At 70.3% G+C, this 23,814-nt stretch carries 20 protein-coding genes; 1 reads left to right on the forward strand and 19 read right to left on the reverse strand.

The features are described 5' to 3' along the window. Positions 1 to 30: 30 nt before the first annotated feature. From KHC28_RS05905 to KHC28_RS05985, 17 genes are read right to left on the reverse strand one after another with little or no spacing between them, the layout of a single operon-like run. Entirely contained in the window at positions 31 to 2,205 is a 2,175-nt protein-coding gene (locus KHC28_RS05905) for a hypothetical protein (RefSeq protein WP_214007410.1), read from the reverse strand. Continuing rightward, positions 2,202 to 4,934, reverse strand: a complete 2,733-nt coding sequence (locus KHC28_RS05910; protein WP_214007411.1) for a baseplate J/gp47 family protein — start codon at positions 4,932 to 4,934, stop codon at positions 2,202 to 2,204. The genes KHC28_RS05905 and KHC28_RS05910 overlap by 4 nt, the downstream gene beginning before the upstream one ends. After that, on the reverse strand, positions 4,931 to 7,561 hold the full coding sequence (locus tag KHC28_RS05915; RefSeq protein WP_214007412.1) for a putative baseplate assembly protein: 2,631 nt from the start codon (positions 7,559 to 7,561) through the stop codon (positions 4,931 to 4,933). The genes KHC28_RS05910 and KHC28_RS05915 overlap by 4 nt, the downstream gene beginning before the upstream one ends. Next, positions 7,558 to 7,953: a GPW/gp25 family protein gene (locus KHC28_RS05920; RefSeq protein ID WP_214007413.1), complete on the reverse strand. Its 396-nt coding sequence runs from the start codon at positions 7,951 to 7,953 to the stop codon at positions 7,558 to 7,560. Before KHC28_RS05920 ends, KHC28_RS05915 begins: the two co-directional genes overlap by 4 nt. A 3-nt stretch (positions 7,954 to 7,956) precedes the next feature. Further along, positions 7,957 to 8,280: a hypothetical protein gene (locus tag KHC28_RS05925; RefSeq protein WP_214007414.1), complete on the reverse strand. Its 324-nt coding sequence runs from the start codon at positions 8,278 to 8,280 to the stop codon at positions 7,957 to 7,959. 15 nt (positions 8,281 to 8,295) lie between these two features. Further along, positions 8,296 to 8,811, reverse strand: a complete 516-nt coding sequence (locus tag KHC28_RS05930; RefSeq protein WP_214007415.1) for a phage baseplate assembly protein V — start codon at positions 8,809 to 8,811, stop codon at positions 8,296 to 8,298. Then, a complete protein-coding gene (locus KHC28_RS05935) occupies positions 8,808 to 9,941 on the reverse strand; it encodes a hypothetical protein (RefSeq protein WP_214007416.1) in 1,134 nt (377 codons plus the stop codon). The genes KHC28_RS05930 and KHC28_RS05935 overlap by 4 nt, the downstream gene beginning before the upstream one ends. Positions 9,942 to 9,946: 5 nt before the next feature. Next, the gene (locus KHC28_RS05940) at positions 9,947 to 10,309 is read right to left on the reverse strand and encodes a LysM peptidoglycan-binding domain-containing protein (protein WP_214007417.1); all 363 of its coding nucleotides are present in this window, start codon (positions 10,307 to 10,309) and stop codon (positions 9,947 to 9,949) included. Continuing rightward, complete coding sequence (locus KHC28_RS05945; protein ID WP_214007418.1) at positions 10,306 to 10,962, reverse strand: hypothetical protein; 657 nt, start codon at positions 10,960 to 10,962, stop codon at positions 10,306 to 10,308. Before KHC28_RS05945 ends, KHC28_RS05940 begins: the two co-directional genes overlap by 4 nt. Before the next feature lie 31 nt (positions 10,963 to 10,993). After that, positions 10,994 to 13,030 (reverse strand): eCIS core domain-containing protein, encoded by a 2,037-nt coding sequence (locus tag KHC28_RS05950; protein ID WP_214007419.1) that lies wholly within the window; start codon positions 13,028 to 13,030, stop codon positions 10,994 to 10,996. After that, positions 13,027 to 13,284: a hypothetical protein gene (locus KHC28_RS05955; RefSeq protein WP_214007420.1), complete on the reverse strand. Its 258-nt coding sequence runs from the start codon at positions 13,282 to 13,284 to the stop codon at positions 13,027 to 13,029. The genes KHC28_RS05950 and KHC28_RS05955 overlap by 4 nt, the downstream gene beginning before the upstream one ends. Further along, a complete protein-coding gene (locus KHC28_RS05960) occupies positions 13,281 to 15,251 on the reverse strand; it encodes an ATP-binding protein (protein ID WP_214007421.1) in 1,971 nt (656 codons plus the stop codon). The genes KHC28_RS05955 and KHC28_RS05960 overlap by 4 nt, the downstream gene beginning before the upstream one ends. Further along, positions 15,248 to 16,591 (reverse strand): Pvc16 family protein, encoded by a 1,344-nt coding sequence (locus tag KHC28_RS05965; RefSeq protein ID WP_214007422.1) that lies wholly within the window; start codon positions 16,589 to 16,591, stop codon positions 15,248 to 15,250. Before KHC28_RS05965 ends, KHC28_RS05960 begins: the two co-directional genes overlap by 4 nt. Further along, the gene (locus tag KHC28_RS05970) at positions 16,588 to 17,325 is read right to left on the reverse strand and encodes a hypothetical protein (protein WP_214007423.1); all 738 of its coding nucleotides are present in this window, start codon (positions 17,323 to 17,325) and stop codon (positions 16,588 to 16,590) included. Before KHC28_RS05970 ends, KHC28_RS05965 begins: the two co-directional genes overlap by 4 nt. A gap of 3 nt (positions 17,326 to 17,328) precedes the next feature. Further along, entirely contained in the window at positions 17,329 to 18,069 is a 741-nt protein-coding gene (locus tag KHC28_RS05975) for a T4 family baseplate hub assembly chaperone (protein WP_214007424.1), read from the reverse strand. Continuing rightward, positions 18,066 to 18,590 (reverse strand): phage tail protein, encoded by a 525-nt coding sequence (locus KHC28_RS05980; protein ID WP_214007425.1) that lies wholly within the window; start codon positions 18,588 to 18,590, stop codon positions 18,066 to 18,068. Before KHC28_RS05980 ends, KHC28_RS05975 begins: the two co-directional genes overlap by 4 nt. A gap of 10 nt (positions 18,591 to 18,600) precedes the next feature. Then, on the reverse strand, positions 18,601 to 20,931 hold the full coding sequence (locus KHC28_RS05985; protein ID WP_246564381.1) for a phage tail sheath family protein: 2,331 nt from the start codon (positions 20,929 to 20,931) through the stop codon (positions 18,601 to 18,603). An 805-nt stretch (positions 20,932 to 21,736) separates the two neighbouring features. Between KHC28_RS05985 and KHC28_RS05990 the strand changes: the two genes are divergently transcribed. After that, on the forward strand, positions 21,737 to 21,952 hold the full coding sequence (locus tag KHC28_RS05990) for a hypothetical protein (RefSeq protein ID WP_214007426.1): 216 nt from the start codon (positions 21,737 to 21,739) through the stop codon (positions 21,950 to 21,952). Between the two features lie 70 nt (positions 21,953 to 22,022). Here the strand turns inward: KHC28_RS05990 and KHC28_RS05995 are convergent, their stop codons facing one another. Continuing rightward, a complete protein-coding gene (locus tag KHC28_RS05995) occupies positions 22,023 to 22,277 on the reverse strand; it encodes a hypothetical protein (protein WP_214007427.1) in 255 nt (84 codons plus the stop codon). Positions 22,278 to 23,334: 1,057 nt separating this feature from the next. Beyond that, positions 23,335 to 23,814, reverse strand: a complete 480-nt coding sequence (locus tag KHC28_RS06005; protein WP_214007429.1) for a flavin reductase family protein — start codon at positions 23,812 to 23,814, stop codon at positions 23,335 to 23,337.

A 23,814-nucleotide genomic window follows, 5' to 3' on the forward strand; every position in this document is an offset into this window, starting at 1 on the left:
AGGCTGGCCGGCTGGTGCGCCCGCTGCATGTCAGGTCTCGTAGAACAGCCCGGCCTCCAGGCCGAACCGCAGATATTCGCTGACGCGCACGCGCAGATTGGTTTCGCGCTGCGCCTGGAAGAGGCTGTGGAACGCCCCCATCTCGGCCTCGTCGTCGGCGCCGGTGCCAATCAGCACCGGGCAACGTGTGGCCAGCTGGCCATAGCCGGGCCGCCCGTAGCGCAGCGAGGTGAAGCTCGGTTTCAGCCAGGCCTGGATGCCGGCGCGCACGCTGGCGGACTGCGCCTCGGACAGCTCGGCGCCGGTCTCCCGCGCGCGCCGCTCGAGCGCGGCGGCGACCTCCTGATCCGGCTGGCAGCGATAGCGGCGCGGCGTCGCCGAATTCGGCGGCACATAGGAGAACCGCACGCAGCCCTGCTGCAGCCGCTCGGCACGCACCGGCACCGGCGAGGTATCCGGACCGGGTTCGGCCACCACGATGGCGTTGCTGACCAGCGCGAAGGCCTCGGCATAGATCCCGCCGATCACCGTCGTCGCCACAAGAGTGAGCGCGCCGCCCGGCGACGCCGTACCGCCCGCCCCGGTGCCCGCATAGGCGAGCCCGGCCGGCGAGGTCGCGTCGACGAGACTATCGGCGACGGAGAGCTGCGACAGCGCCGACACGCGCAGCCCGCCGACGATGCAGCGTTCGAGGACGATGTCGGTGCCGGCGATGTCGGCGACGAGGCTGGGCTCGTCGCCGGCCGGGGTGCCGTCGGCGGCGAGCGTGCGCCCCGGCACCAGCGTGGTATCGCGGATGACCAGCCGGCGCAGGCCGGTGACGGCGTCGGCCGCCAGCACCAGCCCGCCGCCGGCGACGAGCAGCCCGTCCAGCACCAGCGACGCCTCCGCCCCCTCGTCGTCGACGCTCACCGTGATGTCGCCGGGCGACACCAGCGTCGGGCGCTTGCCGTTGGCGGCCCGCAGGATCAGGGTCGCGCCCGCCGGCACGGCGAGGGCGAGCGCCTCGGCATAGGTGCGGTTGTCGGCGATCTCGACGATCCCCCCGGTCGCCGCCAGCGTGTCGAGCGCGGCCTGGATGGTCGGTATATCGCCGGGCTCGCCGGAGACGCGCAGCAGGGTCAGCCCGCCCGCATCGTCGGCCGCGGTGTTGGCGCCGCGCTCATATTGCCCGCCGCCCATCGGGCCGCTGAAACCATGGTGAAGGCTCACGCGCAGCTCGCTCCCCGCCGGCCGCGCGTCGCGGAACAGCAGCCGGCCGAGCTGCGGATCGATCGCCACCGCCCGCGAGGGTCCGGCCACCGCCCAGCTGTCGCCCGGACGGTCCGAGAGATTGCACACCTCGACCTCGTCGGCGGCCAGCGCGACGAAAGCGTCGCCGGGCGCCGCGCGGGTCTCGATCAGCAGGCTGCGGCCGGCGCCGTAATAACGCTCCAGCCGGCGTGCCGGCGTACCGGCGTCGCGGGCCGCCAGCACGCGGCGGCCGATCGGCGCCGGTACGTTGAGCGGCGTCGCCAGATGGGTGAGGGTCGGCTCGGTCTCGGGATGGGTGAACAGCGGCGCGTCGAGACCGAGCGGGTTGAAGCGGAAGCGGCGCGCATCCACGCGGGCGGGCATCGCCCGTTCGAGCGGAAACGCCTCAAGCCGCCACAGGAACAGCCCGACATTGGGGATGTTATAGCGCCCGCGCCCATGGGCGATGGAGCGGACATCGACGCCGTGCGGCAGCCGGTCGAAGGCGGTGTCGCGGCGCTCCAGCGCCTCCCAGTCGCGCAGATCGGCCGTGAGACGCGCCTGCGGGCGCTGGTGGTTGAGATATTGCGTCGCCGCCAGCCGCTCGAAGAACTCGACGACATGGGCCTGCCAGCCGGTCACGTCCGGCGCCAGCTGCTCCATCATGCTCGCCGTGCCCTTGCGGCGGCGGGCGGCGATGGTGTTGGCCACCTCGGCACGCGGGCTCGACACCGTCGGCACTACGCCGTGCAGGGTACGGTAGCCGATCAGCCCGCCAATATAGGGCGCCGCCCAATCGGCGCAGGTCTCGATGAACTGGTCGTCATAGAGCTGGTCGAGATCCTCCTCGAGGATGGCCGCCTGCTCGGCGAGGACCGACAGGAGATCGCGCAGCGCGCCGTCCTGCTCGGCATCCTTCAGCCGGTGGATCGCCGGCAGCAATTCGTACAGCGTCCGGGCGTCGAAGCTCATGGCATCACCTCCAGACGGTCGAACGGCGCGGCCGCCAGGGTCAGCAGCTCGGCGCCGTCGATCCGGCCGTCCGGCTGCCGGGTGGCCGGGCCGGCGGCGAGGCGGGCATAGCGCTGCGGCGTGTCGTCGGGGGCCGTGCCGCGGTAGAGCCGGTCCACCGTCACCGCCGCGACACCCGGCACCGCGGCGGCGGCGGCGTAGACCTCGCTGAGATGCAGCGGCTGGCCGAGGCTGCGGGCGGCGAATCCGAACGCCGCGTGCAGCCGCGCCGACAGCGCCGCCAGCACCGCCTCCGTCCGCAACGCCGGATCGACCTTCACCCGCAGCGAGAGGCGCACCTCGACGGCGCGGCAAACCCCGGCCTCGATCACCACGAAGGGATCGCCCGCGCCGCGAAGCGCCTCCAGCATGTCCTCCAGCGCCACCGGCGCCCCGCCCGCCCCGGCGACGGTGATGAAGATGCGCCGCGCGCGCCCGTCCCAGATCAGCGCCGCCTGCGCCTTGGCGATGCCGGCGAAGGAACGGGCGTGGTCCTCATAGTCGCGCAGCGAGACCGTGCGGCCCAGCGTCAGCACGCTGGAAGGCGCGTTGAGCCGCGCCTCGTCCATCGCCTCGGAATTCTGGGCTCCCTCGGCGGCAAGCGGGTTGGTCACCGCCTTCACCCCGAGCGGGCGCGAGGCGAGCAGGCTGAGCTGGTTCTCGCGCACCAGCCCTTCCAGCCCGCTGCCCTTGCGATATTTCGCCACCACATTGTCGCTGCCGGTCGGCAGGCGCGCGCCGACGACGCCGTCGCCGAATTCGACGAGGGTGCTGCCGTCGTCGGCGAGGCGCGTCGCATAGACCCGCTCGCGCGGCCCGTGGCCGAACAGATACGGCACCTCGTCCCACAGCACGTCGTTGATCCGGACCGACAGCGTCGACTGCCGCCCCTCGCCGCTGGTCGAGCGGGTGAAGGTCAGCGGCGGCTGGCGCAGGGCGAAACGCTGGAACGGCGTCGCCGCGTCGCCGCTGCCGAGAATGTCGCTGGCGCTCTCGCCATGGGTGGCGCGGGCGACATTGGCCAGCACCTCGACGGAGCCGCGGTCATAGGCATTGGCGAGCGCCGCGCCGAGCCGCAGCCGGGCATGCGTCGCGTCCTCGCGCTCGACGGCGTCGAGCGTCGCCGCCTCGGCGATCACCGGGTCGTTCTTGCCCGCCGGCACGAAGGCAAGCGGGCGATCCCCGGCCGAGAGGTCGAGCGTGCCCTCGCGCCCGCCGGCGGTGCGCAGGCGCCAGCGCATCGCCACGCCTCCCGCCAGCGCCACCGGCGGCGCCGTCACGGTGAGTACCTCGCCGGCGGCGACCGTGAAGCTCAGGCCGGGGTCGGCGGCGTCGGCGAGGGTCAGCCGGTCCGCCAGCCGCACGCAGGGCCGCTTGCCGCGCACGATAAGCCGGCGGCCGGCGGGCAGGTCCGGCACCAGTCCGTCGAGCACGACCGTCTCGCCCCATACCGGCTCGAGGATCGGCGCGTCGGCGAAGGCGAGAGGCTCGGGCTGCGCCAGCACCGCCGTCTGCCGGTAATTGCCGCCGCCGAAATCGGCGAGCCCGTCCGTGGGGTCGAGGCGCAGCCGGGTCGACTTGCCGGAGACGAGGAATTCGGTGCGGCCGGTCTCGGTCGCCGCCTTCACGCGGTAAAGCGCGCGGCTGTCGGGCGCCGACAGCACCAGCCAGCTGTCGGGCACGATGCCGGGATAGGCATTGTCGAGATGGATGGTGTCGCCGGTGATGGCGTACGCCCAGTCGTCGTCGTCGCCGAGCTGGCTGGCGAGGCTGCCGCGCAGCTGCTGCGGATGCAGCGCCGAGGGGTGCGGCGCGTTGGCGGCGAACAGCGCCGCGCGCTGGCGGAACACGAACAGCTCCAGCTCGGCCTCCGGGTCCATGGCGGAAACCCAGGCACCGAGGCCGCGATCAAGCGTGACGGCGGTACGTTCGGCGGCGGCGTCCACCTCCAGCGCGACGACCTTGCGGACCTCCCAGTTGGTCCGGCCGGCCTCGGTGTCGAGATGGCGGGAGGCGAGCAGGACGGCGTCGCCGATCCTGAGCGACAGCGCGGCGCCGCGCAGGAAGGTGATGCGGTCGCCGCTGCGCAGCCGGTGCGTCAGCACCTGCCGGGGCCGCAACCCGTTCCACGCCACCCGCCCGGTGAGCGCCTCCACCGTCTCGAAGCCCTGGCTGCGCTCGCCCGGGCCGGGAATGCTCTGCACCTTCGAGCCGGCCGGGATGTCGGTTTGTGCCACCGCCTGCTCGGGCGCGCCCGGCGCCGGCTCCAGGGTGAAGGCGAGATCCACCGACGCGGCGAGGCCGGCCCGCCGGCGATAGCCGATCAGCCGCGCCAGCTCGGTGATCGACAGCGATTCCGTCGCCGTCGGCAGGAAGGCCTCGTTGGCGATGCGCTCCTGATAGAAGGTCAGCACGTCGCAGGCGGTGGCCCAGCCGTCGATCAGCGCGATGGCGAAGTCGTCGTCGGCCCGCGTCGACAGCCGGCCCAGCGCGGGAAAGCGCTGCGAGGACAAAAGCGCCAGCATCGCCTGCTTGAACTCGGCATGGGTGCCGGCGCGATAGGCGATGGAGGGCTGGCCCGGCGGGTTGCTGCGCACGGAAGGCAGCGCCGCGCCGGTGCCGGCGCAGCAGCCGCAATCGCCGGTCTCCGCCGGCAGCGAGGCATCGCCGACGATGATGTCGTCGCTCATTTGCCGCCTCCGATGGTCAGGCGCAGCACGCCGCGCTCGGGGAAATTGCGGTCATTGTCGAGCCGCGCGATCTCCAGCCGGCCGAGATCGAGCCGGCTCTCGTCGAGTGCCCGCCGGCTCGGCTGCCCCTGGCGGTGGAAGCGCGTCACCTCGACCGACTCCACCCCCGGGACCGCCTGCGCCGCCGCATAGATGGCGCTGAGATAGATCGGCTGGGCGAAGGTGAGGTTGTCCGGGTGGAACAGCCCGCGCCGCCCGTCGCCGAGCGTGCGGCTGCCGAGCGCCTCCATCAGCGCCGCGCGGATGTTGGAGCGGAAATAGTCGGCCGCGACCTCGACGGCGAGGTCGAGTTCCAGCGGCACGAAGCGCGGCGCGTCCACCGCGGTGTCGTAGCCCGCCATGCGATAACCCTCGAGCCCGTCGCGCAGCGTCGCCTTGAACGCATCGGTCACGGCGGCGGCGCCGGCGCGGTCGACGGTGAGGAAGGCGGTGTGCCAGCTGCCGGTCCAGCGGAAGGTCGCCGCCGCGCGCTGCACCCCCGGCTGGCGTTCGGCGAGCGCGGCATAGTCGGCCGGCGTCACCGCACGCTCCAGCGTGCGAAAGGCAAAGGGAGCCTTCTGGCGCGCTTCCTCGATGCTCTCGGGATCGGTGCCGCCGCGCGCCGGCAGCGGGTTGGAGGCGCCGGCCAGGCGGGCATCGTCGCTCACCACATGCACGAGCGAGCCGGCACCGACATTGCCGGCCCGGCCCTGCCCGACCCGATAGGTGGCGGTGAAGCTCGCGCCGGCCGGCGGGCGCATGCCGTGGCGGTTGTCGCCGAAGCGCAGCCGCGCCTCGCCATCCGCCTCGATCTCGGCGACGAAATGCCGGTCGGACGCGTCGCTGGCGAGCAGGTCGGCGCGCGGCTCCCAGCGCGACCGGCCGGGCGCCGAGGTTTCCACCAGCCGGATCGCCGGCATCAGGCTCGATGGTGCCGTGGCGAGAGCCGCCAGCGCCGAGCCCGACGCCGCCGTGCCTCCCTCCGCACCGCCTTCTGCGCCATCCGCCGCCGCATGGGTGAGCGGGACAGCGCCGAGCATCGGACGGAAGCGCGGCGGCACCGCCTCGCGGATCGGTGCCGCGCAGCGCCCGTCGGCCGGAACGACCGTGAACAGATGCGGCTGGGGCACCGTCCCGATCGGCTCGTCGGCCAGGGTGCGGCCATGGTCGGCCAGCACGATGTTGCCGCGCGCCATGCTGACATCGTTCACCGCCACCTCGCCATGGTCCCTGTCGGTGCGCGAGGAAATGCACAGGGCGAAGGGCAGCGCGTCGTCGTCGTGCCAGCGGATCTCGGTGATTTCTTCCCCGGTCACCGCGTCGGTCAACGGCACGGGCGGGTCGGCCTCGTTCGCCCGCGCCGCGAAGGCGCGCACCGCGGTGAGCCGCACCGCATGGCGCCGCGCCGGGTCCGCATCCTCGGGACGGCCGGTCAGCGGACCCAGCACCTGCTCGAACACCAGCAGCCGGCCGGGCTCCCCGTCGCCAGCGGCGAGCTGCGGAAAATGGCCGCGCAAGGTCGCGCGCACCGCCCCCTTGGGCAGGCAGCACTCGCCGTCGCCCCACGTGTAGAAGGGCATGAGATGCACCGCCTTGAACAGGCGCAGCGGGTGCAGCGTCTCGAACACGGTCGGCTCCTGGCGCAGCGCCGCGTCGAGCGGGGCCAGACGGCCGGGCACCGGGTTGGTGCGGGCGATGCGGGCGCCGGCGCCGGTGACCTGCGTCAGCAGCATGGTGGTCGCCGGCACGACGATCGGGCGGCCGGGCTCGTCGTCATCGGCATCCGGGGCGACGAGAAGCTGCACCGCGGTGCGCGCATTGCTGCCCTCGTGCAGCCGGTAGTCCACCAGCCGCGCATGGCGCCGCACCGAGACGCGCCGGCGTGCCGTGCCGAGATAGGCCTCGGTGGCGATGGCGTCCTGCCGGTAGCTGAGATGGTCGGCGACATAGGCGAGCAGTTCGACGAGGGTCACGCCGAGATCGGCCGGCCCCCGGTCGCGCCAGTCCGGCATCAGGAGCGAAAGACGGTCCAGCATCAGCCGGCGGAAGCTCGCATAGTCCTTGGCGAGATAGTCGATGTCCGGCGCCTCGCCGGGATCGTCCGCGCAGGCATGCGTCTCCTGGCAGTCGAAATCGGTCGGACATTCGACCTTGAAGGAGAAGTCGATCGACGCCAGCGGCGGATCGAAGGCCGCGTGCGGCAGCGGGTCGGCGCGCGACTGCACGAGCCGCAGCCGGTAGGCCGAATAGTCGCCGCTGGAATCGGTGCGCACCACCAGCGTCGAGGCCGCCTCGGGCAGCGCCGCGAAGAAGGCCGCGTTCTCTCCGCCGAGATCGGCCGCCGGGATCGCATCCGCCGGATGCGCCCAGAGCGCCGCCACGGTGACGATGCGCTCGCCGCCCTCGATGATCACATTGTCCGCCGCGAGACCGGCCGCCGGACGCAGCAGGCGCAGCAGCAGCGTGCGCTGGCGCGGCGTCCCCGCCGGCGCGGCGCGGTCCAGCACCTCGAGGAAGTCGATGCCGTTGAGCGTGCTCTCGCGGCGCACCAGATCCCGGCGGCTCTCGCTGCAGCAGGAATAGATCATGGCGCGGGCGCCTCCCGCGCGAAGTCGGCCACCGCCCGCTGCTGGGTCCGGCGGTTGATATACACGACGCGGACGAGGAGCTGCGCGTCCTGCGCCTCGATCTCCACCGTGTCGACGACGATCAGGTCGCCCAGCCATTGCTGCAGCGCGCCCTGGACCAGGAACTGCACGGTGGCGGCGAGCTCCGGGCTGTTCGGCGCGAAGACCAGCTGCAGCACGCCGCTGCCGAAATCCGGCCGGTTCACCCGCTCCCCGGGCGAGGTGAACAGCACCTGCTCGATCTGCTGGCGGATATGCTCGTCGTCCCCGGCCTGCGCGGTACGCGCCCGCCCGTCGATGCGGAACGGATAGGCGAGGTGAAGCGAGGTGGAAGGCCTTGATGCGGAAGGCATGGCCTAGCTCCCCATCACGCGCGTCTGCATCGCCAGCGGCATCAGCGGCGTGCCGGTGGGGACGCAGACCGACTGGCTGTCCTGCAGCAGCACCGGCTGCCCGAGCACCAGCACCCGCAGGGCCGCGGTGACGAACTGGCCGGTGACGCACGGCCCGTTGCCCGCCGGCGGCGGCGGCATGGCGCAGCCCGCGACCAGATAGGGGCTGGCGATGGTGACCACCGGCTGCCCGCTGACCAGCACACGCGGCACCGGCGACGCCGGCTGGGCCTGCCCGCCATGCGAACACGTCACCGTCGCGCCGACATGCAAGAGAAAGCCAGGCATTGCCGTCTCCTCCCTTCAGGTCACCACGAGCGCGCCGTTGTTGATGGTGACCGAGGGCCCCACCATGACGAGGCTCGCGCCCTTGCCGTTCTGGATGTAGATGCCGGTGTCGTTGACGATCAGCATCGCCCCGGTGGCGCTCTTGATCATGATGCCGCCGCTCGGCCCCGGGACGTCGTTGATGGTGAGGCCGTTCTGCAACGTGGTCTGGAAGGTGATGCCGGGCACGGCGGGCGGCACGGTGCGGGCGAGCGCCGGCACCTCGGCGCCCGAGCCCCAGTAGCCGCCGACCCAGATCGGATGGTCGGGATCGCCCTTCTCGAACTCGACCCAGACGCCCGAGCCGATGACCGGCACGGCATACATGCCCATCTGAATGCCGGCGACCGGAAGGCACGGCATCGCCCAGCTCGTCAGCATGATGTTCGAGACATCCGGCACGATGAGCTGGATGCGCCCCATCATCATCGGGTCGACATTGTTGATGCAGGTACCGCGATACTTGCCGTAATAGCGATGTTCGTCGGTCATGCGGGCACCTGCGGCAAGGTGGAGACGACGCCGTTGCGGGCGAGTTCGAAGGATTGCCGGTACTGCCCGCGCTGGATCTCGTGGGTGACGCGCGAGACGTAGTAGAGACCGTCAAAGGCCGTCCCGGCGCCGCGCAGCCCGACCAGCCGGCGCGATTTCAGCACCTGGCCGTAGCGCAGCACGTCGAGGCTGCCGCTGGCGAACACGCAGTCGCTGTGCTGCGAGGCATAGGCGATGCCGCGCATCAGTGCCGACAGCGGCGAGAGCTGGGTGGTGTCCTTCATCGGGGTGATCTTCGGCGGCAGCGGCGGGATCGCGCCGAGCGGCGGGCTGAGCGGCGTGACGTCGGGGATCGGGATCGGGATCGGCGCCTTGCTGACCGGCTCCTGGATGAACACCACCGGCAGTTCCTTGCGCTCCTTGTCGAAGCGGAAATTGACCCGCTCGACATTGGTGTGGGCGTCCATGTCGACGCTGAGCGCCCGCTGCGGCGGCCCGACGCGCACTTCCGGCCCCCAATAGGCGTAGCTGGTGCCAGGCACCGGCCCGGGCTCGATATAGAAGACGTAGCCGCACTGCCGGGCCAGCGACTTGACGTAGTCGAGGTCCTTGCCCTGCTGCGTCGGGATCCGGTCCGTCGGCAGCGGGATGTCCTCGACGATGCTGGGGATGGCGAGCGGGATCAGCCCGAGCCAGGCATATTTGGCGATGATCAGCGCCACGCGCGCCACCGGCGGCATCGCCGGGAAAGGCAGGCCGGAGAAATCGATGTAGCCCATCACGGCGCTCAGGTCCTTGCCCTGCACCTTGAGCGTCGACGGCCCGCCGCCGCTGCCCGGCTCGACCTGGTGGTGGGTCATCACGCCGTCGATCAGCACGTTCGCCGTGCCGTTGATCGTCACCACGACGATCACCCTCACCAGCGGGATCGAGGCGCCGCCGGACACCAGGAACAGCGTGGTGAGTGGCGAGCGGCGATCGAGGGTGAAGGTGAGGTCGAAGCCGCTCTCGGTATCCCCCGCCGCATTGGTCACCTGCACCGAACTCAGCGCATCCAGCACCTCGCGCGGCACCGGCACCGGGACCCCCGGTCCGATCAGCAGCGTGAGATGGATGCCCTGGATCTGCATCGCCGTCAGTCTCCGAACGGGCCGGGTATGCCCTCGGGCAAGGTGATGCGCAGCCGCCGGCCGACGGTGTCGGTGAGCTCGTCCGGCCGGATGGCGCCATTGGCGTCGCACAGCACCCAGAACCGCTCGGGATCGCCGAGATAGCGGGCCGCCAGCCGGTCGAGCCGGTCGCCCTGCGCGACGGTGTGCTCCTGTAGCAAAGCGAAGCGCTCCGGCGCCGGCACCAGCCGTCGGGCGAGATGCACCACCACCGTACCGTCCGGCCGCACCAGCTGGCGCGTCGGCACGTCGTGGTAGCGGCTGTTGTCCGGGAAGGTCGTGGTCCTGAGCACGCCCGCCTGGAAAAGCGCCTGCACGGGATCGGTCATGGCAATCCTCCGATGCCGAGCGTGCCGAGGCTGCCGCCGGCCGCCCGGGTCGCCATCTGCTCCTTGGCCTGCAGATAGCTCATGAACAGGCTGCCGCCGCGATGGGCGAAGCCGAGATCGTCGACGCTCAGCACCCGCATGCCGAGGCTGACCTTGGCGCGGATGGGGTTCAGATTGGCGTCGAAGGCCTCCTCGGTGACGCTGAACTCGGTGATCCGCACCGGCACGATGCGGTTCTTGCTCCAGATGAACAGCGTCAGCGGCGCCTCCATCGGCGCGATCTCCAGCGTACCGCTGCCGGCACGGGCATTGTTGGCGTTCAACTGGCCGCTGGTCGGGTAGATCATGGTCTCCAGCGCGGCGAGCTGCGGGAACACGCCATAGGTGGCGGCCACCGGATTGGCCTGCGGGAATTCGAGCTGGTCGGTGGCGTCGATCTCGGCGTCGATCTTGATGGTCTCGACCGCCGGCCCCTTCAGCCGCAGCGCCTCGGCACGCTGGCCGTTCTCGCCGATGCCCTGCACCTGCAAGGTGCGGCTGACGCTCTCGGGATTGTATTGCAGCGCGATCACCCGCTGGACCGCCGCGCCTTCTGTGGCGATCTGCACGATGCCGCCCTTGATCAGCTTCGGCGAATTGGGAAAGGAGGTCATCGGCCGCTGCTCCCGCCATGTTCCGCGTTCGTCATGGCGTCGTCGCCGGCTTGATGTTGCGGTAGGGGAGCTCGATGGTCGCCTCCTGCGTGCGCAGGCCGAGCTCCTGGAGCTCCATCTGCAGCCGCCAGATCAGCGTGCCCCGGGTCGCCGCCGGCATCTTCGGTATCTGGTCGATGGCCTCGATCATGATGCGCTCGAACTCGAAGGAGGAGCAGGTGCTGCGTCCAGCGCGCCGCTGCGCCATCGCCCAGTTCTTCCAGTAATTGTCGAAGGCGGCGTGCCATTCGGGCTTGAGGAGGGTGGTGAGCGCGCTGCTGCGGCTGTAGCCCTCGGCGCCACGCAGCGCCGATGTCGCGCCGATATGCGCCGATTCCAGATCCGCACCTGTCACGCCGTATTCGCTGCGCACCGCCGGCGCCGTCGAATGGGTCTGGACGGCCGCATCGACGGTTCCCGGTTCGCCCTTGGGGCCGATCAGCCCGCCGGCCCGCGCATCGCGGGCGGCACCGCCGGCGCCGCCGCCCCGCGCATCGCCGGTCCCCCGCGGCTCGAGGCTGAGATCCTTCGACAGCTCGGTCCATATTTCCTCGCCGCGCGGCTTCGGTGCCGGGCCGCCGCCTCCGGTCGCCGGCGCAGGCGGCGAATTCCCCGAGCCGCCGCCACCCCCACCGCCGGCGCCGGTGGGCGGCACGGCCACCGCATAGGAGGCCATGGATTGCAGCTTCGAGGTCGCGGCGATCTCCTGCACGGCGGCCACCGGGACCCGCACGATCAGTCCTTCGGCCGTCACCAGCTCGGCCATCGCCGTCGGGGGCGGCCCCTTGTAGGGCGTGCCGCCCCCCTTTCCCTTCAGCCCGCGGGTGAGAAGGGCAACGACCACGGCGACAAAGCCGCGCGACAGCGCACGCGACAGCGCCGCGCCCGAGCTGCGCAGCTCGGCTTCCGACGTGGCGTTGATCGCCGAGAAGAAGGCGATCAGGTCGCGTACAATGTCGAACAGCGCCTTGCCGACGAAGATCGCGGTGATGGTGAGCGTGGTCAGTGCCAGCGCATCGGCGACCCAGCCGGCGGGCGTCGCCTGGGCGGCGATGTAGAGGATGGCGAAGCCGACCAGCGCGGCGATCGATTCCGGCGAGAACAGGTGCTGGACCTCGCGCACCACGTCGGCGCCGAGGGTCTCGCGCGCGAACCCCCAGGCGCGGCTCAGCTTCTCGGTCTTGGCGAGATTGGCGATGTCCGACGCCGCCGGCGCGGAAGCCGGCGTCGGCGCGGCCGCCGGCGTGTTCTCGACCACGTCCACCATCCGCGCGACACGGCTTTGGCCGCTGGGGTCGAGGGTGTTCGCCGCCGTGCGCAGATGGGCGCGCGTATCGGCCGGAAGCGGCCGCAGCGCGTTGCGCACCATGTCGTCCGGCTGCTCTTCCAGGATCCGCACCGCGCGCTCGTAGTCGCGGGCAAGCAGGGCGCTGTTGAGATCGGCCCCCTCTCCTTCTTCGCGATGGATGCCGTGGGAGCGCTTCTGGCGCGGCGGCGCGGCATGGCCTTTACCGGAAGCGGAAGCATGCGCGGCAAGGGTGCTCGCCTCGCGTTCCGCCGGGTCGTGGGCGGGGGCGATCATGCGCCCCGCTCCGCTGCCGCCGACGCCGTCCGGCTGGGCCACATGCGCCAGCTCGTGCGCCATGAGCCGCCGCCCCTCGGCGGTGTGCGGAGCGAGGCGGCCGGCGCCGAAGACGATGCGGGATCCGACGGTGTAGGCTGACGCGTCGATCGCCCTGGCGGAGAGGGCGGCGCGATGGTCGGAATGTATGCGCACCTGCGCGAAGTCGCGGTTGAAGCGCGGCTCGAAATGGGCACGGGCCGATGCGTCGAGCGGCTGGCCCGGCGAGGACAGCACCTCATCGACGATGGCCGGAGCCCGCGCGGCCTGCGCTCCCGGCTCCTTGTGCCGGGACAGTGGACCGCCAGCGCGCGCCGGCGCCTCCCGGCGCTGCGGCGGTGCCGGCCGCACCGCCATGGCCGCAGGCGCGGGAGCCGTGCCGGCACGGGTCACGGCGGAGGCTTTCATCGCTTCAGCCCTCCCATCACCCGGTCGGCGATCGCCGTCCCCAGGCGCTGCGGGCCGGCGGCGGCGGGCACCGCCAGTGGGCCGGCATCCACATGGCCGGCGCCGCGCGTCATCTCGCCCCCGGCCGCCACATGCTGCGCCAGCCGTCTCGACAGCTCGCGCTCGATCGCCCGCCGCAGCGCGCCGGCGTCGCTGGGAGCGACGCCCTCGACCACCAGCCGGGCGATGTCGAGTTCCACGGTCGGCCGGGTCATTGCCATCCTCCGAGTTCGGCGCTCGTCGCCGGCTTCTCCAGCTTGGCGTATTCGGCCAGCGCCGCCTGGCGCAGATGTTCCATGCCGACCGCCTCGCCGCGGCCGGCGGCGAGGAAGGCGGCGTTCATCGCCACGTTGCGGATATGCCCGCCGGCGAGCGTGAGCTGGGCGAGGCGATCCGGATCGAGGTCGCGCGTCGGCGTGTCGGGCGGGAAGACCCGACGCCAGATCTCGCTGCGATGCGTGGCGTCGGGGAACGGGAACTGCACGACGAAGCGGATGCGGCGCAGGAACGCCGGGTCGATGGCGCTCCTCAGATTGGTGGTGAGGATGGCGAGGCCGCGATAGGCCTCCATGCGCTGGAGCAGATAGCTGACCTCGATATTGGCGTAGCGGTCGTGGCTGTCCTTGACCTCCGAGCGCTTGCCGAACAGCGCGTCCGCCTCGTCGAACAGCAGCACCGCGCCGCTCTCCTCGGCGGTGTCGAAGACGACGCGCAGGTTCTTCTCGGTCTCGCCGATATATTTGCTGACCGTCTGGCTGAGATCGATGCGGTAGAGGTCGAGACCGAGATCATTGGCGAGCACCTCGGCCGCCATGGTCTTGCCGGTGCCGCTGGTGCCGGCGAACAGCGCGCTGATGCCGAGGCCGCGGCCGGTCTTGCCGGCGAAGCCCCAGCGCTCATAGACCGTGGTGGCGTGGCGCACATGCAGCGCCATCTGGGCGAGCAGCGCCTGCTGCGGCGCCGGCAGCACCAGATCGGCCCAGGCGGCGCGGGATTCGATGCGCTCGGCGAGCGTGTCGAGGCGCCGACGCGCCTGCACCCGGCAGGCCGCCCAGAGCCGGTCGCCGAACCGGCCCGGCTCGTCCTCCCCGTCCCGCCCCCCGTCCTGAGCGGTGGCGCAGGCCGCCTCGATGCCGGCGCCGTCGAGCCGGAAACGATCGACCATAGCGTCAAACCGTCCGTTCAGCCCGCTCGCCAGCGGACCGAGCGTTCCGGCCCACAGCATCCGCCGCTCGGCAGGCGCGGGACGGTTCACCTCCAGCCGGCGGCTGGGCCGCCGGGTCAGCACCAGCGGACCGTCGAGCGCCAGCACCAGCGGGCCAGCCATCTCCTCGACGAAGGCGAGCAGGCCGCGCTCGGCCCGGGTATCGCCGCCGGCGGCCACGGACAGCATCAGCGCGCCGCCCTTCAGCACCAGTTCGCGCTCGCACAGCCGCGCCAGGGCGACGCGCTCGCGCGGCGAGGCGGGAATGTCGACGCCATCCAGCCGCCACAGCGCCAGCCCCGCCGTCGCGCAGGCAGCCGCCGCCACCCGCTCCTGGCCGAGCCGGTCCTCACCGCACAGCTGCACCGCCGGCCAAAGCTGGCCGTCCGCCACGCCGCGCCACAGATCGACGAGCCGTTCCGCCGTCTCCGCCTGCGACGGGGTAAGCGGGCCACCGGGTGGGATGTCGGTGATGAGCCCGTCGAGGCGCGGATCCGGGCAATCCAGCCCGGCCAGCCTGTGCAGGATGGTCTCGTCGATGCCGAGCGGGGCTTCCGTCAGCGCCTCGCTCCGGCCGGGCTCGATCAGCCCCCATCGCCGCAGCGGACCGGTGGGGGCGACGGCGCTCCAATGCGCGCCGGGTAGCACGGCGAGCGCCAGCCCGAAGCTCGGCGCGCGCCGCAGCGGGTCGCCATGCAAGGCCGCGCACAGCCGCGCCACCTCGGAATCGAGTTCGACACCGGCGCAGAGCAGCAAGAGGTCGCGCTCGAAGGGCGAGAGGCGGAAGCCGGCGCTGAGCCGGCCGAGCCCGGTGTCGGCGGGATCAGTACCATGGTCGTCGGACGGTGCGGCGGCAGGCGGCGCGGCAGGCGCGTCGCCATTGGCGAGACGCCGCTGCAGGATGAGCCGCAGCCGCGCGAGCTCGGCCGCGAGATGGCGCTGGTTCCGTTCCACCCAGTCGGCCCGCGCGGCGCTCATGGCAGCGTCACCTGCTGGCTCGGCGCGAAGACCGGCGGACGGGCGGTGCGGTCGATCAGCAGGCTGTCGATGCCGTTCACGCGCAGCCGCACGGGGACCGTCGTGCCGGCGACGAAATCGCTGCCGCGAAAGGTCAGCGTCGTCGCCGGCGTCGCGCCGATGGGGACGGCGGGAATCTCGCGGCTGCCGACGACGAGCGACACCGCCTCGCCCGGCCGCACCGGCGGGGCGCAGGTGATGGTGAAGGTCACCACGTCGCCCGCCCGCGCCGCGTTGACCTGCCGGATCAGCGGCGCCAGCACGAGCGGCAGCACGTTGGTGGTCCGCAACTCGCCGGCCGCGTCGCGCGTGGCGACGCAGACCCGATAGAGGCCGACCCGCCAATTGGCCGGATCCTGCTCGGGCGGGACCGGCGGCGGCGGAACCGGCGGCACCGGCGGCGGCAAGGCGACGCTCACAAGGCCATCGGCGGCGGAGGCCGCCACAAGCCGCAGCGTTTCCCCGCCCGGCTCGGCGGTGACGTCGACGAACACCGCCTCACCGGCCAGATGATGGCCCTCGAGCCGGATCGTCTCGCCGAGGCGTGCCGCCGTCTGCTGCCCTGGCGGCACGATGGCGGTGAGCGTCGGAATCGCCGGCACCAGCGAGGCCTGCACCGCGATGCCCGCCTCGCGGCCGGTCGCGGGGTCCGGCTCGCCGCGCGACAGCACCGGCAGCGGTGCGCGCTTCGGGCGCGGGCGCTGGATCAGCACCACCGACACCTCATAGGCGGCACTCGGCCGGTATCGCGACTGGAAGGCGGTCCAGAGCTTCGACATGTCGTCGGTACTCAGCGGACGCGGCCTGACCTTGATGAGCTCGACCTGATCGGCGAGATCGGACGCGGTGAGCGCCTGCACCGCGGCGGCCGCCATGCCCCCGCCCGGCGGATTGGCCAGGACGTCGCGGATGAAATCGCGGCTCAGCACGCCGTTTTCGTGCAGCAGCAGCATGGCGTGGCCAAGCAGGATCTCGCCCTGGAACTCCTCCTCCGCATAGGCGGTGAGCAGATAATACAGGTCGAGCGCCAGCATCGGATCGACGATCCGGTCGGCGCGCGCGTCGCGGCTCGGCAGATCGCGGGCGCTCCAGCCGGTGTTCGGGGTTACCTGGTGCAAATAGAGATTGAGCTGGGTCGCCTCGGCCGTCGCGGCCGCCTCCCCGAGGATGCGGTCCGGCGGCAGAGCGGAGACGGTGACGGTACCGCCGAGCGCGCCGCCTATGCCGGAGGCGACCAGCCCCGAATGCAGCATGTCCTGCAGGACGCGGGTGACGGCGGCGATGGCGAGGCCGTTGCTCATCGCCGCCCCCGGCCGTCGCTCCGCAGATAATCGTCGAGCGTCATCAGCCGGCTGGCCGGCCGGGCGGGCGGCGCGGCGGCCGGCGCCCGCACCTCGACGCTGCCGATGCTGACGCGGATCACCGGCGCTGGGTCGGGCACCTCCTGCGCGGCAGCCGGGACGACGGGCGCGAGCACCGCCTCGGGGGTGCGCGCGGCAAGCGTTGGGGCGGGGATAGGTGTCCGGGTCGGCATCTGGACCGGCGCCGGCGGATGGAGCGGCGCAACTGGCCTGTCCGGATCGCCCGCCGCCGGTGTCGGTGTCGGAGCCACACGGCGCGGCGCAGAGCTGACGCCATCGGCAGCGAGCGGGAACGGGTCGGACGGTGCCGGCGGCACGGCCAATAGCCCGGACGGCACGGCGAGCCGTGGCCCAACCGGCGTCGGCTGCGGGGCGGCATGCGACGTGGCGGGGACCGGCGCAGACGAGGATGGCGGCATCGCCACGGGACGCGCCTGCCCCGCCGGCCGCCCCTCCTCGACGCCGGCCGGCAGGCGGGCCTGCGGGCGGCGCGGCACCGGCGCGACGACGCCAGTCTCGACGGGCGCTCCGGCCACCCGCGAAGCCGGGGCGGCGGCCGGCACCGGCGTACCCGGATCCACGGCTGCCCCCTCGAAGCGGGAGGCCTGCCGCGGCAACACCGCCGGCATCACCCCCTGCGCGCGTCCTGCAAGCCGGCTGAACAAATCCGCCATGGGCTAGCCCGCCCATGCCAGATAGTTTTGGCGCCGCGCCGGGCTCATCGCCAGAATGTCGCGCTCAGACCAGCCATAGGCCCGCGCCAGCAGGGCGACCTCGCCAACCAGCCGGCGCGCCTGCTGGCCGATCTCCTCCCACAGGAAGCCCGGCACGTCGAGCGCCAGCGACCAGTCGCAGCCGCAGGCCGGGCATGCTAGGTCGAAGCTCACCTCGGTGAGCGGGTCGAGCGCGAGAATCGCCTCGGCGGCAGCCGCCCGTGCCGTCGCCGGCAATGCCTCGACGGATACCGGATATCCCTGCCCGTCCACCGCGCTCACGCAGGCGGCCAGCAGGCGCGCCTCCGCCGCCGCCGGATCGGCGCAGCCCTCTGCCGCCGCCTGGTCGCGGCTGTCCGGCGCGCGTACGCTGAGCCGGAAGCCGCCGGCCTCGACGGCGAGCGGCGTGGCCGGTGCGTCGACGGGCTCGTCCGCCAGCAGCGCGCCGATGTCGACGGGAAACTCCAGCGGCGAGGCGCAGGCCGGGCAATGGGCGAACGCCTCCAGCCGGTTGCCGAGCGTCGCCGCCCGTACCGCCAGCAAGGCGCGATCCCGCGCGCCGAGCGGCAGGCGGGCGACATCCTCCGGCGGCGCCTCGGGATCGACGGCGGCCAGCACCAGCAGCGCGCGCGCACTGGACGACAGGCCGTGGCCCGCCTCCCAGATGTCGAGCACGTCGGCGCCGGTGAGGCCGCGCCACATCATTCGGGCTCCGTAAAGGTGGGTTCGCTCGGTTCGGTGACCTCGTAGTCGCGCTCCCAGCCCTCGTTCTCGAGCTTGATCGACTGGATCGCCACCGCATTGGCGTTGGCGTCGAGATCCGGCAGCGCCTGATATTCCGAGACCCAGCAGCGGAACACCTTGTAGGCGAGAGCCAGCTGGCCGGCCTCGTTGTAGACCTCGACGATGATGTCCTTGCGGAAATCCTTCAACGAGACCTCGGCGCCAAGGCCGGAACCGAAGTTCCACACCTTCGAGGCCCATTTCTCGAACTCGGTATCGTGGGTGACGCCGCGTTCCAGCGAGATCGATTCGTATTTGGTGCGGCCGGGCGACTTGCGCCCGGTGGAGGGATCGCCACCCTCGCGATGCTCGACCACCTCGGTCGAGCGCTTCAGCGACCCGACCTTGCTGACGCCGGCGACATAGCGCCCGTCCCATTTCACCCGGAACTTGAAGTTCTTGTAGGGATCGAAACGCTGCGCATTCACGCTGAACTGAGCCATCGTCGCCCCCTCAGACCTGGATCTGCCCAGCCATCTGCTGGAGCTTGATGATGACGAACTCGGCCGGCTTCAGCGGAGCGAAGCCGACGACGATGTTGACGATGCCGCGGTCGATGTCGTTCTGCGTCGTGGTCTCGGCATCGCACTTCACGAAATAGGCCTCGCGCGGGGAACGCCCCTGGAACGCCCCCTGGCGGAACAGGTTGTTCATGAACGCCCCGAGATTGAGCCGGATCTGCGCCCAGAGCGGCTCGTCATTGGGCTCGAACACCACCCATTGCGTGCCGCGATAGAGGCTCTCCTCGAGGAACAGCGCCAGCCGGCGCACCGGCACGTATTTCCACTCCGACGCCAGCTGGTCGCTGCCGCGCAGGGTGCGCGCGCCCCATGCCACCGGGCCGAAGCCCGGCCGGTTTCGCAGGCAGTTCATGCCCAGCGGGTTCAGCACGCCGTTCTCGGCGTCGGTCATCACATAGTCGAGCCCCATCACCCCGCGCAGCACCGCATCGGTGCCCGCCGGCGCCTTCCACACGCCACGATCATTGTCGGTGCGGGCGTAGAGCCCGGCCATGGCGCCGCTATTGGCGAAGGATTTCAGCCGGTTGCCGTCGAGCGGGTCCGGCTGCTGGAGGCGCGGGAAATACACCGCGATGTTGGAATCGCGCAGCGCGCCGTGGCCGTTCAACCAGTTGCGCGCCTCGTCGAGCGTGTCCACCGCGCGGGGAAGATCGGCGATGTAGAAGGCTCGCCGCTCCCTCGCATAATCGAGCGCCGCCGCCAGCAGCGCGTCGTCGGACTGGTCCGGCACGCACAGGATGTTGAACAGGTCGACATCCTCCAGCGCGTAGAGCCCGGACTTGGCGCCGCGGCTGCCGACCAGCTGGGTCGGGCTCGGCGGCGCGCCATCGTCGCCGGGGACGGGATCCGCCTGCGCCTGGCCCGCGGAGCCGACGCCCAGCGCATAGCGCGCGACGTTCACCGCCCCGCCATTCAGGCCGAGCGTGGCACCTGTGGTATTGGCGCCGTTGTTGCTGACGCTAAGCCGCACGGCGGGATTGGCGCCACCCGGCACGAGGCGGAGCCGGCCGTCGGCCAGCGTCACCCGCGCCTGGCTCAGCTCGGCCTTGGACGAGCCGGCCAGCGCCGATTGCAGGGCGGAAACCAGCCCCTGCGTCGTCGTCGGTCGCCCCGCAGCGCCCCACAGTTCCACCGTGTGCGGACCGTCATTGGCGACGCCGTCGGCCAGCAGCGTGACGTTGATCGAGGCCGGCTGCGCCAGGGTGGAAAGGTCGAGCGCGGCAATGCTTGTGCCGACCGTGCCGGTCTGCGCCGGCCGGATAGCGGCGGCGGCATCGACCTCGCGCCCGCCATTCAGCGTGCCGAGCTTGAGGATATCCGTCGCATTGCGCTGCCCGGCGCGGGAGAAGCGCACCGAGGAGCGCTGGCCCTGCCCGTCGGCGGTGCCGGAGGTGGCAATGATGCTGGTCGCGCCGGCGGTGCAGGTGAAGCCGGAGAAGGCCGGCGCCGAGGGGCGGATGAGCCGCACCTGCGCCTGGATGCGCGCGGCGGCGTCGCCCAGCAGCTCGCCGAGATCGTCGCCGGTCAGCTCGCCGCCCGCATCGAACAGATCGAACTCGTAGGGCCCGTCACCATCGAGGGTGATGGCGAGGCGACGATGACCGTCGTCCAGCCGGTCGATGTCGGCCTGCGCCAGCGTGCCGCTGGTGCTGGTGCCGTTGCCGTTGGCGACCGCCGCGGCAGAGGCCGCCGCCGCCGGCCGCGTGACGGTGACGAGCTCCGACGCCGCATTGACCACGCTCACCACATAGGCGGACGAGAACTCGTTCATCGAGAGATTGCGGTGCGCCTCCACGCGCGCCGGCACCGGCCCCGATCCCTGATCGACCAGTTCGGTGATCTGGAGGTTGAACAGGCTCGCCGGGTTGACGGTGTCGTAGTCGATATCGAGCCGCAGCCCGTTGCCCCACAGCCCCTCCGAACGGGCCTCCACCTTCAGCACGGTGATGCCGCCGGCCGCGACGTCGTTCTTCAGCCCGATGGCGGCGCGGGCGGCTCCGTGCGCGACGCGCACGACATAGGCCTGCCCACCGCCATTGCGGAAGAAGTTCTGCACCGCATAGCTGAGCGGCGAATCCACGTCGAGCCCGCCGAAACCGCGCTCGTAATCGCTGAAATTGAAGATCTGCAGCGCCTTGTTGACGGTCCCCCGTGTCGTGTAGCCGACAAAGGCGGTGACCGAGGTGGCGACGCCGACCAGCGTGCGGACGCCGCTGGGAACCTCCTCGATATAGACACCGGGATAGCTGACGGTAACCGGCATGGCGACGGCTCCTGGCTCTGGGACCGGGAGCCTGCCCGATCGCCCGCAGCAAAGGTCGAACAGAGGTGCGCATAAGCAAGTCGTCCGACAATCGGACAAACTCGGAAGAACAGGATTGATGTTTGAGGCTCTACTGGCTGCCCCCCGACAGCCATCCCCCCGAACCGGGGTGTTCTTTTCAGCTTATTCTGTCTGCGATATTCGGCACCGCGTACGCTTATCGTGACACATCGACACGGACAAACGTTCGAACCGTACGATTCCGAACGGACAATCGAAAGAATCGACCTGCCCTGTAGAACAGGAACCCGGATCGACAGCACGCACAAAAAAGAAACAACGAGACGAGGCGACAGCACTACATTAAATAGTGGACTAGAAGTCTTTCAGGCACGCACTGAAAGATAGAACAATTCGATGGCAACGCTTACGTAAGCTGAAACGACAGCTCGGCGACCAACGATTTTATCGCGGGGGAGATAATGCACACCACCTCTGCGGGCGGCAAGCAGTATTTTCCGCACAGGAGCGTCGGCGCGCCTTCGCACATATTCATATAAATTATTGAACTAATTTCGATTTCCTGGATCTCGCCGCGCTCGAAATACCTCTTTGGCGAATCCATCTTCATGTCAGGAACGTTCATCTTTTCCGTTCCGCCCGAAAGCACGAGTATAAGCATATGTCATCGCTGATGAAAATCTATTTACGGTATCCAAATGCCGACATTCTGTCCGCAAACGAACCCAACGGAGTCAATGACTTATCATAGGCCGCCGGATGCTCGACCCGATCTCCGTCCGGCATGATGACGGCAGATGGATACCGTCCGATCTCCGACGAAACGGCAGAATTATTGCCAGATATGCCAGCCGCGGCGACCGACCTGCGAGCCGGGGAGACGACGACCGCCGCCCGCCGAGGGGCGGACGTGGAAACCACGATGATCGGTGTTTCGTACGGAAATGGCGCGCCGACCAAGGCGAAATTACGAACACCTATGTCGTTGAAATTTCTTTGATTTAGAAGGTGCTCAGACCAACTGAAACGCCAGCTTTCGTTTTCGACTGAATGTGTCGGAAGGCCGATCTTCAAGAATCTGGTGCGGATGAGGAGCTACTATTGCTCAACGCGTGCTGCGCCACCGCGGGCAGCGCTGGAACTTCCAGGCGTTCGCGGATGGTGACCAGTTTCATAAGCTGCGCTGAAAGAACGTGGTCGAAACTTGCAAGGCGCGGCATCGACAAGTGATCCGCCAATCGCATCGCATCTGGCTCCCGATCGGCGGCGATCGCCGCCAGATGCCTGGTGACGCCCTCCACACTTGCTTCCTGAACTTCGATCATATGCCAGGCGGTGGCTCCCCGCAGCTGCCGGGCCAACAATGTCCGTTACGAACGACACGCTGACCTCTATCGCGCATTCCTCGCCATCACCGCAGCCATCATCGCATTTAGGGCTATGAAACGGTTTTGTTAGGCGCACTTAGGTTCGAATCCCGCCCGTTCCGCCGATACTGTCGTCGGCTAGCTAAAGCGGCTTGCGGATGGGTAGCCAGACGCTCCGCAAGGCATCCAACCATTTCTTCGAGATCAGCTCCGCCGCCACGCGCGGGTTCGGCGTCGCGATGAACTGGCTCTCGGCGTGGCGGGCGGCGAAGCGCCGGCCTGAAACAGGAAAGGCGTGCGCTGCCGCGTCGGTGTCGGCAGATGCGGTCCCTCCACCCGGTAGCACTTGCCGTGATGGCGGATCTTGTGGACCCGCGCGTGGTCGGAGAAAACCCCGCCGGCCGTGTCGCGCAGGAGCGCGTCATCGTGCCACGAGCTTTCCCGCAGCTGACGACCTCGGCATATTCCTCCGCCCCTTCGTAGCGCTCGTCGTACTCCACCAGCCGCTCGAAGCCGAAGCTGCGCCCCGCCTTCTCCTGGGTCAAGGTGACGATGTTCCAGGCGGGGCAGCCATCGCTGATGTGGTCGAGTCTCAAGCCACGGCGGGTGAACTCGAACAGTTGAGCTTGGAGAACGGAGCCGGTCGAAACTAGCCCCAGATGCTCGATGCTGACCGCGATGGCCGAACTGCAGCAGCGTATCGCGTCGGAGGAGTGCTCGCTGGAGCGGCACGCCGCCGCTGTCCAAATTGGCGAGGTGAAAGATATGCTTGCCGATATCGACGCCATAGGCAGCCGTGGGCGCGACGGCGTCGCGACGAGGCTTCAGCGGCACGTAGGCCTAGCGCGTCGCGTAGAAGAGGCTGGTCTGTTTCCTGAAGGGAGGCGACGTCGGAACGCAGACCACCTCCGCGGGTACCGAGGTGGTCGCCGAAGTTCGCTAGTTACGACTCCAAGCGGTCGGTCTTTGGTGGGTTGGCAGCCGGGGCTTGCAATAAGGCGGCCCGTCTCGCGCGTCACATTATCGTCGAGAAGCGCCCTTGGGCGAAGATGAGAGGCTCGCCCGGTCGCTCGGCGAAGTCGACGACCCGACCTAGGAAGATCACATGGTCACCACCATCGTGCTCAGCATGTTGGACACAGACGAAATGCGCCACCGTTTCGCCTAAGACGGGGTGGCCGCTCGATGATGGTTCCCAGGCCACACCGTCGAAATCGTCTGGACCGCCACGGGCGAACCGCATCGCCAGCTCGCTTTGGTGACCAGCGAGCACATTGACGATGAAGCCGTCGGCACCCCTTATCGCCTCAAGGCTGCGTGAGCGGCGCGACAGGCTCCAGAGGACCAGTGGCGGGTCGAGCGACACCGCGTTGAACGAACTGATGGTCAGTCCGACAAGTGCGTTGGCGCCACAACGCGAGGTAACGACCGTCACACCCGTGGCAAACCGGCCAAGCGCGTTGCGGAACGATCGGTGCGCGGACAGATCATTCAT

It is taken from the genome of Ancylobacter sonchi (assembly GCF_018390695.1).
GTDB lineage: Bacteria > Pseudomonadota > Alphaproteobacteria > Rhizobiales > Xanthobacteraceae > Ancylobacter > Ancylobacter sonchi.

Bases quoted from the DNA above. Each gene is read 5' to 3' on its own strand.
- KHC28_RS05905 (WP_214007410.1), bottom strand. From the start codon at position 2,205: ATGAGCTTCGACGCCCGGACGCTGTACGAATTGCTGCCGGCGATCCAC.
- KHC28_RS05910 (WP_214007411.1), bottom strand. From the start codon at position 4,934: ATGAGCGACGACATCATCGTCGGCGATGCCTCGCTGCCGGCGGAGACC.
- KHC28_RS05915 (WP_214007412.1), bottom strand. From the start codon at position 7,561: ATGATCTATTCCTGCTGCAGCGAGAGCCGCCGGGATCTGGTGCGCCGC.
- KHC28_RS05920 (WP_214007413.1), bottom strand. From the start codon at position 7,953: ATGCCTTCCGCATCAAGGCCTTCCACCTCGCTTCACCTCGCCTATCCG.
- KHC28_RS05925 (WP_214007414.1), bottom strand. From the start codon at position 8,280: ATGCCTGGCTTTCTCTTGCATGTCGGCGCGACGGTGACGTGTTCGCAT.
- KHC28_RS05930 (WP_214007415.1), bottom strand. From the start codon at position 8,811: ATGACCGACGAACATCGCTATTACGGCAAGTATCGCGGTACCTGCATC.
- KHC28_RS05935 (WP_214007416.1), bottom strand. From the start codon at position 9,941: ATGCAGATCCAGGGCATCCATCTCACGCTGCTGATCGGACCGGGGGTC.
- KHC28_RS05940 (WP_214007417.1), bottom strand. From the start codon at position 10,309: ATGACCGATCCCGTGCAGGCGCTTTTCCAGGCGGGCGTGCTCAGGACC.
- KHC28_RS05945 (WP_214007418.1), bottom strand. From the start codon at position 10,962: ATGACCTCCTTTCCCAATTCGCCGAAGCTGATCAAGGGCGGCATCGTG.
- KHC28_RS05950 (WP_214007419.1), bottom strand. From the start codon at position 13,030: ATGAAAGCCTCCGCCGTGACCCGTGCCGGCACGGCTCCCGCGCCTGCG.
- KHC28_RS05955 (WP_214007420.1), bottom strand. From the start codon at position 13,284: ATGACCCGGCCGACCGTGGAACTCGACATCGCCCGGCTGGTGGTCGAG.
- KHC28_RS05960 (WP_214007421.1), bottom strand. From the start codon at position 15,251: ATGAGCGCCGCGCGGGCCGACTGGGTGGAACGGAACCAGCGCCATCTC.
- KHC28_RS05965 (WP_214007422.1), bottom strand. From the start codon at position 16,591: ATGAGCAACGGCCTCGCCATCGCCGCCGTCACCCGCGTCCTGCAGGAC.
- KHC28_RS05970 (WP_214007423.1), bottom strand. From the start codon at position 17,325: ATGGCGGATTTGTTCAGCCGGCTTGCAGGACGCGCGCAGGGGGTGATG.
- KHC28_RS05975 (WP_214007424.1), bottom strand. From the start codon at position 18,069: ATGATGTGGCGCGGCCTCACCGGCGCCGACGTGCTCGACATCTGGGAG.
- KHC28_RS05980 (WP_214007425.1), bottom strand. From the start codon at position 18,590: ATGGCTCAGTTCAGCGTGAATGCGCAGCGTTTCGATCCCTACAAGAAC.
- KHC28_RS05985 (WP_246564381.1), bottom strand. From the start codon at position 20,931: ATGCCGGTTACCGTCAGCTATCCCGGTGTCTATATCGAGGAGGTTCCC.
- KHC28_RS05990 (WP_214007426.1), top strand. From the start codon at position 21,737: ATGATGACGGCAGATGGATACCGTCCGATCTCCGACGAAACGGCAGAA.
- KHC28_RS05995 (WP_214007427.1), bottom strand. From the start codon at position 22,277: ATGATCGAAGTTCAGGAAGCAAGTGTGGAGGGCGTCACCAGGCATCTG.
- KHC28_RS06005 (WP_214007429.1), bottom strand. From the start codon at position 23,814: ATGAATGATCTGTCCGCGCACCGATCGTTCCGCAACGCGCTTGGCCGG.